Below are 10079 nucleotides of genomic sequence, written 5' to 3'. Positions count from 1 at the left end.
GTACTGTTGGGGACAACGGGGGAATAGGGGTTACGTATTTCAATATTGGCGGCGGCGGCGGTGGCGGTGGCGGTGGCGGCGCAGGTGGCGGGATAGGAGGTTCGGGTGGCAATGCTTCAGGTCCATTCGCAGAAGTTCCCAATACAGGCGGTGCCACCGGGCAGGATGGGCGCTCAAGTTCGACCTCTCAAACCGGCGGCGGCGGTGGCGGCGGCGGCAGTGGCGGCAATCATGGCAAAACCATCACAGACGATCTAATTAATCAGCAGGGCTTGGCAGCAGAAAGCGGGGGCAACGGTGGCAAGGGGGGCAGCCTTATTGACATGGAAGTTATTCAACATGGATTTGCGGGCGGCGGCGGCGGCGGCAGCGGCGGTTACGGCCTGGTGGCGACGCAAATCGTTACGCTTACCAATAGTTCGAAGATTACCGGTGGTGATGGCGGTAACGGCGGAGATGGTGGAGATAGCGCATTTGGTACACCTACAGACGTCGCGGGCAGTGCCGGAAACGGAGGAGACGGTGGCTTTGCTGTTTGGTATCAAGTTCCCGGAGGGGTCATCAATAATTCAGGAATATTGCAAGGCGGCAAGGGCGGTGACGGCGGCAACGTTAAATACTGTTGTTATATCACTAACGGCAAACAAATAGGCGGCTCAAACGGCAATGGCGGCAAAGGCGGCACTGGAATCAGTGCTTCGGGTGCGACCATTAACAATACCGGTACCATTATCGGTGGCGATGGCGGTGCTTCCGGTAAGGGCGGTGTGAACGCTCCAATCTATATTGGCGATCAAACCAAGCTCGGTGATGGCGGTGATGGCGGCGACGGTATCGTCGGCTCTGATCTGTCGATTGTGAACAGTGGCTCCATCAGTGGCGGCACAGGCGGGGCTCCGGGAAATGGCAATGCGGGCAAAGACGGATATGCGGTACACTTTCAAGGCGGAATAAACAGGCTCGAGCTTCATGCCGGTTCGGATATCACCGGGATTGTTTTTGGAGCGGCTGGGAATGGCACGAAGAACACACTCATTCTTGGCGGCGATGTGGATGCTACATTTGCCGGAAACATGGCCGCTGGGACAACGATAGATGGCAACTCACAATATTATGGCTTTGAGATCAACGAAAAGACCGGCGCGAGTACCTGGTCGCTGACCGGTCATTCGAGGTCCTGGGTGATCAAGCAGGGTGTGCTTCAAATTGGTGATGGTGGTAACGCGGGCATCATAACAAGTACAGTGAATACTGGTTTTGATGCAGCTACGAAGGGTACGTTGGCTTTTAACCGTTCCGATTTGTTGACTATTGACGGCGTCATTTCCGGCACCGGCAATGTGCGCCAACGGGGAAGTGGTACGACAGTTCTAACTGCTGACAATATTTATTCCGGCGGCACCATTCTGGATAGCGGTACGCTGTCGGTGAGCAAGGACGGCAATCTCGGCGATGCCTCAGGAGTACTGAGCTTCAACGGTGGCATTCTGCAGATCACCGGTACGGCCTTTCAGAAAACAAACCGCACGATCAACTGGGGTAACGAGGGCGGCAGTTTCGACATTGCCGCCGCGAGCAACGTGTTTACGGTCAGTCAGAATCTGGGCGCGAGTGGTGCGCTGACCAAGCTAGGAGCCGGAACGCTGATTTTGTCTGGGAACAACAGCTATACAGGCGGGACGACGGTTTCGGGCGGCATTTTGCAACTGGGCGACGGCACCACGGATGGTTTGATTACCGGCGATATCGTTCTTGGTGGCGGCAATCTGGCGGTCGACAATCATGGCGCGACGGTACTGGATGACGCGATCAGCGGCACGGGTAGTGTCACACAGAAGGGCAACAGCACGCTGACGCTTTCGGGTAATAACAACTATGGCGATACCTATCTCAATGCCGGTGTGATCTTGGTCGAGCAGGAGGAAAACCTCGGTTCCGGCGCGCTCAATTTTGACGGAGGTAGGTTGCAGGTCACCGGCACACATTTCCAGAGCACCGATAAGGTGATCAACTGGGGTGCCAATGGTGGCGGTTTCGATATTACCGATGCCAATAATGTGTTTACGTTGTCAAATGTCTTCACCGGCACGGGCGGCCTGACCAAGTCCGGCGACGGCACGCTGGTGCTTTCGGGCGACAGCAACGGCTTTTCGGGCAACACGAATGTCAATGCCGGCAAATTGCGCCTTGAAGGCGCCAAGCTCGGCGACGACACCGGTACGACCACAGTCGCTTCGGGTGGTTCGCTCGGTGGTCACGGCACGATCGGCGGCACGACTACTATTGCCAATGGTAGCACTCTGTTCGGTCAGACGGGGCAGCGGCTCGATTTCCTGAAAGACCTGACGCTCAATGCCAACAGCAATGTCGATGTGACGCTGAATGGCGGGGCATCGACCAACGAGCTTTTCCACGTTGCCAGCAGCCTCACCGTCAACGGGACGCTAACGGTCAACCCGAACAGCAAATTCGACCTCGGCCTCTACCGCATTTTCCAGTCGGATAATCCTCTGACGGACAATGGGATGCATATGGCGCCGGGTAGCAACTCCAATTACGAACTCCAGGTGGTTGACAATGACGGTCAGGTCAACCTGATCAACAACGGCGGCCTTGTGCTCAATTTCTGGGATGGTGATGCAGGTCCGAGCGATGACGGGATCATTCAGGGAGGCAACGGCACCTGGAACGGTGCCAATACCAACTGGACCGACAAGGACGGCATTGTCGACGGCAAATGGCGCAACGATAATTTCGCCGTCTTTCAAGGCACGGGCGGCACCGTCACCATCGAGCAGGGCTTCACGCCGTTCGCTAGCGGCATGCAGTTCTTCGTCGACGGCTACAGGATCGAGAACGGCACCATCACGCTTGGTGGCGCAGACAACTTGGTTCTCGTCGGCAATGGCGATCCGGCCACGAGCCGCAACATGACCGCAACCATCGCTTCGGTGATCGATGGTGAGAACGGCATGAACAAAAGCGGTTATGGCACGCTCAATCTGACCAATGTCAACACCTATAGCGGCACGACGACGCTGAACGAGGGTACGCTGGAACTGAGCGGCAATGGCAGCATCGAGAACAGCCCTGATATCTTGCTTGCCAGCACGCAGTTCGATCATGGTGATCTTCTGATCAACAAAGATCAGGACTTCACGCTCACCAATAACGTGAGCGGCATTGGCGCTGTGGCCAAGGATGGCACCGGCACGACGGTCTTTGTCGGCAACAACACGTTTTCCGGCGGCCTGATCGTCGGGGGCGGCACTGCCCAGGCCGGTATTGCCGACAATGCGTTCGGTTCGGGCAATGTCTCAGTTCTGGGCGGAGCAACGCTTGATCTCAACGACTTCAACGAAACAGTCGGCAACCTGATCGGTGAGGCGTGGGGTGACGGGGGCATAGATCTCGGTTCCGGCACGCTGACGCTCAATCAGAACCTGCATGCCGACTTCTCCGGTGTGATCTCCGGCACCGGCGGCCTCACCAAGAATGGTGATGGCGATCTGGGGCTCTATGGCCAGAACGACTATTCGGGTGCAACAACTGTCAACAAAGGCGATCTGGTGCAGAGAGCTGCAGGCGGCTTCTCGGCCGGTTCCGCCTTTGCGGTGGTCAGCGGCGCTTCGATCACGCTTGGCGGCTTCGATACGACGATGGCCGGCCTTACCAATGGCGGCGATGTCGTCTTCGGTGGTAATGGTGGCACGGTGCTCAATGTGTCGGGCGATTATGTCGGTCAGGACGGCACACTACATATGTCAGCGGTGCTGGGCGACGACAATTCTGTGACCGACCGGATGAATGTCGACGGCAATACATCGGGCAATTCGAAGATCGACATCACCAACTCGCGTGGCTTTGGCAACAAGACGGTCAACGGCATCCGGATCATCAACGTCGGCGGCAATTCGGATGGTATCTTCACGCTCAATGGCCAATATATCACCAAGGACGGCAAAGCGGGCATCATGACCGACTCTGCCTATGCCTATACGCTGCAAAAAGGTTCAGGCATCGGCAATAATGACGGCAACTGGTATCTGGTCAGCCAGTATGAGAAGTCGGGTAGCCGTCCGGTCTGCCACGAAACCAACCTCTGTTCGACCCCACCGAACCGCTTCAGCCCGGCCGCACCGGTCTATGAGACCTATACCGCCACGCTGCAGGCCCTAAACAAGCTGCCGACACTGCAGCAGCGCATGGGCGAGCGTTATCTGGGCGGACTGTCTACCGCCCGGAACGGCGACCAGAACACTGCTCAGGCGGGCGAGACCGACGGCAAGGCTGTGTGGGGCCGTATCGAAGGAACGCATAGCCGTCTGGAGACCGGTTCGACAGCAGGCGATCTGCATCAGGACATTCAAACCATTATCCTGCAGGCTGGTGTCGACGGCCAGTTCTATGAGAGAGAGAATGGAAGACTGATTGCCGGCATCACCGGGCAATATGGCAAGGCCCGTTCGGCTATCGACAACCGCACCGGTGACGGTTCGGGCTCCATCGACACGCAGGGCTGGGGACTTGGTGCGACAGCCACCTGGTATGGCAATTCGGGCTTCTATGTCGATGCACAGGCGCAGGCCAACTGGTATGACAGCGATCTGGGTGTCGATGCAGTCGATCCGACCTTGAAGAGCGGTAACAAGGGCTTTGGCTATGCCTTGAGCCTTGAAGCAGGCCAGCGCATTGCCATCGACCAGAACTGGTCGCTGACCCCGCAAACACAGCTGATGTTCTCATCGGTCGACTTCGACGCGTTCGACGACACCTATGGCGCCCGCATCTCCAACCGGGACGGCGACAGTCTGACGGGACGACTTGGCCTTGCTGCCAGCTATGCTAACAGCTGGAAGGGCAATGACAATCTGATGGTCAACACCTCGGTCTATGGTATTGCCAATCTCTATCAGGAATTTCTGGGTGACGCCCGCATGAACTATGCAGGTACGTATATGTCCACCGACGGGGACGGCACCTGGGGCGGCATCGGCGCTGGCGGCACCTATGCCTGGGCCGACAACAAATATGCCATTTACGGTGAAGGCTCCATCAACACCTCACTTAACCACTTCACCGACAGCTACGCACTCAAGGGCAATCTCGGCTTCAAGGTCAAATGGTAAGGTAGAATGAATACCTCCCGGCAACTCAGGCCCCGGATGAAACCGGGGCCTCTTTCTCCACCTTACAGGAAGAAGTGATCTATGGCTCGTTTATTCTCACCAAAAGCACTCCAGCTTGTGTTTAGCCTACTCGTTGCACCGGAGTGGACGGCTTGACACGAAACTAGGGTTTAAACGTAAGTACAGATGCCCATATGCACTTACTTAGTGTCACATTAATTGGCTTGCCGCCGCAGCCTGATTTTTACGCCATCTTGGTGGATCACAAACGTGGTGCAGGACATGGGCAAGATGCTTATGATCTTGACCTGCTCCCCTTGATGTCCCCGCAATTTGGTTAGTCTGTTCTCCGAAGTGACGTGCCCCCAATAAATTAGGCCATTCAGAACTGGAATTTTCCACTTATGATCGCGGATATTAAGAGGAGCAGGTCAAGTGAAGTTGAGAATCCAAAAAAGGCAATAAGGACACTTCGCTTTATCCTCTAATAAAGAATTCTATAAATTATGAAGAACCGCAACCTAATGTCACGGCTCTTCATAAAAGAGTAAGAAGGATTAAATTTCCTTTTTGGACATCGCATCGGCAATATAGTCAGCTTGACGTATTGCCAACGCCACAATTGTCAAAGTCGGATTGCACGCAGCGCTAGTCGTAAACTGACTGCCATCGGATATGAAGAGGTTCTTTATGTCATGCGTTTGACCATATTTATTACAAACCCCATCACGAGGCTTTTCGCTCATGCGATTTGTGCCCAGATTGTGGGTACTTGGGTAAGGCACAGTAGGGAACGTGCGGATCGCCCCAACAGCCTCGTAAATTGCTGCACCACGCTCATAAGCATGAGTTCTCATAGAGACATCATTTTTATGGTCGTCATAATGAACGTTGGCAACAGGCATCTCATTCTTATCGACAACCGATGAGTGAAGGGTAATCCGGTTCGTTTGCTGAGGCATGTCCTCACCGACAATCCACATACCTGCAAGATTGGCATATTGGTCTAGAACTGTTGTAAACGTTCTGCCCCACCCACCAGGTTTGAAGAACGCGGCAAAAAGTGGAACACCCAAAGAAACGGTTTCCATTTCATATCCACCAACGAAACCTCTGGACGGATTATTTCTCGATTCATCCCTGATGATCCCGGCCATAACTGTTCCGCGATAGAAATGGACAGGCTTCTCAAATGAAGCATAAACGGTTCCCGTTACATGACGCTGATAATTGCGCCCAACTTCGCCTGAACTGTTTGCCAATCCATCAGGGAACATATTTGATGAACTATTCAAAAGAAGACGCGGGCTTTCAATGGAATTGCCTGCAACACAAACAATTCTCGCCTTCTGTTTTTGTGTCTTGCCCTCTGCATCCGTATATACAACACCAGTGACCTTGCCTGTATCGTCATGTTCGATCTTCATGACCATGCAGCTCGGGCGAACTTCGAGGTTACCGGTGTCTTCTCCCTTCGGAATTTCAGTATAAAGCGTCGACCATTTTGCACCCGACTTACAACCTTGGAAACAAAAGCCAAGTTGCATGCACGAACCACGCCCATCACGCGGCTCACTGTTTATCGCCATTCTGCCCGTGTGAAATTCTTCGTATCCGAGCTTTTTGGCTCCAGCTGCCATAATTTTATAGTTATTGTTGCCAGGAAGACCTGGAATTCCATTGGTTCTAGTAACACCCATTTTATCCTCGGCCTTGTCGTAATAAGGCTCGAGATCTTTGAGTGTAATTGGCCAATCTAACAAATTGGCACCTGTTATATGCCCGTAGGTATCCAACGATCTAAACTCGTGTTCTTCGAAGCGAAGTGAAGCACCTGCCCAGTGTACTGTCGTGCCGCCTACCGCTTTCACAACCCACGCCGGAAGATTTGGGAAGTCGTTTGCAACTTGCCATGAGCCAGAACCCGTGCGCATGTCGGTCCAGCCAAGCTGGGCGAAACTATCCCATTCATCATTTATGAAATCGTTCATTTCGAAACGAGCACCTGCTTCAAGGATCACAACTTTGATACCTTTCTGCGCAAGTTCATTCCCCAACGTTCCGCCACCAGCACCCGAACCGACAATTACAACGAGGCTGTCGTCATTCTTATCAAAATTTGCCATGATCTATCCCCCTCACGATTCCGACAACCAGTCGATGTCATCAAAGCCACGGTGAAGATAACCACCATGTTCGAAGGACGAGCCTTCATATCCAAATTTTGGCCAAGCTTCTTTCTGGTTATAAAGCGAAACGACCAAGTCCTTGCGGATTAACTGGAAAAACTCCGAATTTTCCATGTCTTCCAGTAATTTGACACGCTCCTCTTCCCAGCCAACATTGATATAAGGTTGCTTGAATTTGGCCATAGCAGCGGTGTCGAGACTTTTAACCCCCGTTTCGATGAGAGATTTCAACTTTTCATCTTTCGATGATTTCTCGTCCCAAGGCGTTATGGCAACAATATAAAAATGGTCCGATAAAAAATCGTGCGGATATATATCCCGTGCCATCTTAACGAGTGTCTTAAGGGTCTCGGGAGACAACGCTTTTGCAGTCTCTGCCCAAGCGTCATCGATACTCAATCCTAAGGAACTTGCCATACCCACCGCTGGAACAATGGTGGCGGCACCTTTCAAGAACGTTCTTCTGTTATGTTTTGTTCTGCGATCCACTAAACGCATGGGTATCCTCCTCCTAAGGATTGCCTGATGAATTCAACTAAACCGACCGTCTCTTTGGATAACCTCAATTTTGTACCCGTCGGGATCAGTGACGAAGAAAAAGCGCGCCAAACGTTTTCCGTTATGCATGAAATCCTTGGGGCTATTAATGTTCAGTCCATTGTTGACGAGCCTTTCGTAGTGGGAGTCGACATCATCCACCACAACGGCCAGATGCCCATACCCGTCACCCATTTCGTATTCACGATCTCGTCCGAAATTAATCGTTAACTCCAATTCAAATGATGATGACTTATTACGCAGGTATATCAGTGCAAAATCATCGAACTCGTAGCGATCGCATAAGTTGAGATCAAAATTCGTCGAATAAAAATCGATTGAACGCTTCTCGTTCAGTACACGTATCATTGAGTGAACAGGCGTAGCCATTAGTGAAGCCCTTTTAAATATTCGATGATCTCTTGCCTTACTTCTGGCTTCTCTTGGCGATATGCCATTATCGTGCCTTTGCGAAATTTCTGCGAGTTAGTCAGCCATTCATCGAGATGTTGCTCATCCCAAACTACGTCAGCTGATGTCAGAGCTTTTGAGTATTTATACTTCTCAACTGAACCTGCCTTTCTACCGAATACGCCATTCAGTGGCGGTCCTTGTCGGAATGGCTGACCCGGTTCTATCGTATGACATCCTGAACATTGTCGGTCGAACGTTGATTTTGGGTCTGAACAGGCGGATTTGCTCGCCGCTACCACTACTAAAAAAGCCAAGAAGATTTTGATAAAAGAATAGCCGTCTTTCCACTTCTTCAAACTGGATGTCCTCCTCACATCCAGAACAGTATAGTGGTTTAAAATACCTTGTGGTGGTACTCACCTACCACATTAGGCGGCGTGGACGAATTTGAGCCAGTATCTTGCGGGGGCAATATGAACCATGCGGCTGACAAGATCAGTACGAATGGCATTTGCATCATATCCCGTGTTAGCAAGAGGCACCTGTAGCGCTTGGTCGGGGACGCAGATCAGCGGGTGGCGTCGCCTTAACTCGAATTGAGCGCAAGATGGCCAAGATGGGTTCGTTTATGCAGCGATTGACAGCATGATTTCGTGCCACGTGTTCACGGCAACGTTTCGCAGTTTTCGATGTTCTTCGGTGGTCGTCTTATTGCGTTGAAGATGAAAGAGATTGGTGATCGGGCCGTAGATTAAGACGAAACGCTGGCATTGTCTCGCCGACTTGAAGCGGATCATGCTTCGTTCTCGTCGTCGAACAGCCAGGTGCGAATTCTCCGCTCGGTTATTCACCCCTCATGCGAGCGATATCGAACACCAGGACTGACTTCGCCTTTTGCTGCAGCATAAGATCTGAGCTTATCGATGATGATGACACGCGGCGTGACGCACTGTGATTTCAATAACTTTCGCATCAGCCGGAAGGCTGCCTTCTTGTTTCGGCAACTCTGGAGCAAAGCATCAAGAACATATTCACTGGCATCGACAGAGCGCCACAACCAGTATTTCTTGCCTTTGATGGAAACCACCAATTCGTCGAGATGCCATTTGTCGGCAGAGTTTCCCCTGGTCCTCCGCCGGATGGACCGGGAGTATTCTCGGTCAAACTTGGCAGCTCATTCCGCGATAGTCTGGAATGAGACTTCAATACCGCGCTCAGCCAGCAGATATTCTACATGATGCAGGCTTAGCAGAAAGCGGAAATAGAGCCACATAGCATGCGTTATGATCTCAACTGAAAAAGGATAACCCTTGCAGCGGTGCATCGTAACATTGGTCAGTGAAATCGCGTTCATGCCGGCAAATACTCCAGAAAATATTAGGGCGACGCTACCGTTTTTTACCTCTCTTCATTCGAAGATGTCAGGTTACTATTCCCAATCATCAGCATATTCATGAAAGATGCGGAAAAATTATATCTTCCGATAAAGGCGATCACATCGCCGCGATCGATGTAACCATTTGCCTCTGTCCGTCGAAACTCTTCCTGTTACGCGCCGCTGGCGCCCAGATGAACAGGAGTATCGTCATGATCATCAAACGGAACGTTGTCGTTCTTCCCGTGCTTGCTCTATTTGCGGCCATTTCTTTCACGTCAGTTTCTTTCGCACAAGACACGATGAAAACGGATGTTATGAAATCTGACACCATGAAGAAGGGTTCTATGGGCAAGCAGAATGCCATGAAACAGGACTCGATGCAGTCCGACGCCATGAAGAAGCCTCATTAATCTTTCTGGCCCGCCAGTTTTT

General features: G+C 52.1%; 6 protein-coding genes and 1 pseudogene. 2 read left to right on the top strand and 5 right to left on the bottom strand.

Going from position 1 to position 10079, the window contains the following annotated elements; genetic code table 11:
* A partial coding sequence (locus CEV33_RS21080) for an autotransporter outer membrane beta-barrel domain-containing protein (protein WP_094542307.1) occupies nucleotides 1-5129 on the top strand: 5129 nt, incomplete at its 5' end.
* Between the two features lie 557 nt (nucleotides 5130-5686).
* Here CEV33_RS21080 and CEV33_RS21075 read toward each other — a convergent pair.
* The 5 genes and pseudogenes from CEV33_RS21075 to CEV33_RS21055 all read right to left on the bottom strand — a co-directional run bounded on the left by CEV33_RS21075 (nucleotide 5687) and on the right by CEV33_RS21055 (nucleotide 9608).
* A complete protein-coding gene (locus CEV33_RS21075) occupies nucleotides 5687-7255 on the bottom strand; it encodes a GMC family oxidoreductase (RefSeq protein ID WP_094542306.1) in 1569 nt (522 codons plus the stop codon).
* A gap of 12 nt (nucleotides 7256-7267) precedes the next feature.
* Complete coding sequence (locus CEV33_RS21070) at nucleotides 7268-7816, bottom strand: Twin-arginine translocation pathway signal (RefSeq protein ID WP_094542304.1); 549 nt, start codon at nucleotides 7814-7816, stop codon at nucleotides 7268-7270.
* A 33-nt stretch (nucleotides 7817-7849) separates the two neighbouring features.
* Nucleotides 7850-8245 (bottom strand): VOC family protein, encoded by a 396-nt coding sequence (locus CEV33_RS21065; protein WP_094542301.1) that lies wholly within the window; start codon nucleotides 8243-8245, stop codon nucleotides 7850-7852.
* On the bottom strand, nucleotides 8245-8625 hold the full coding sequence (locus CEV33_RS21060) for a c-type cytochrome (protein WP_235818486.1): 381 nt from the start codon (nucleotides 8623-8625) through the stop codon (nucleotides 8245-8247). Before CEV33_RS21060 ends, CEV33_RS21065 begins: the two co-directional genes overlap by 1 nt.
* Before the next feature lie 270 nt (nucleotides 8626-8895).
* Nucleotides 8896-9608, bottom strand: a pseudogene (locus CEV33_RS21055) (IS6 family transposase).
* A gap of 248 nt (nucleotides 9609-9856) precedes the next feature.
* Between CEV33_RS21055 and CEV33_RS21050 the strand changes: the two are divergent.
* Entirely contained in the window at nucleotides 9857-10057 is a 201-nt protein-coding gene (locus tag CEV33_RS21050; RefSeq protein ID WP_094542299.1) for a pentapeptide MXKDX repeat protein, read from the top strand.
* Nucleotides 10058-10079: the final 22 nt, after the last annotated feature.

This window comes from Brucella grignonensis, assembly GCF_002252505.1.
GTDB classification, from domain to species: Bacteria; Pseudomonadota; Alphaproteobacteria; order Rhizobiales; family Rhizobiaceae; genus Brucella; species Brucella grignonensis.
This window is presented reverse-complemented; position numbering and strand designations above follow the sequence as displayed.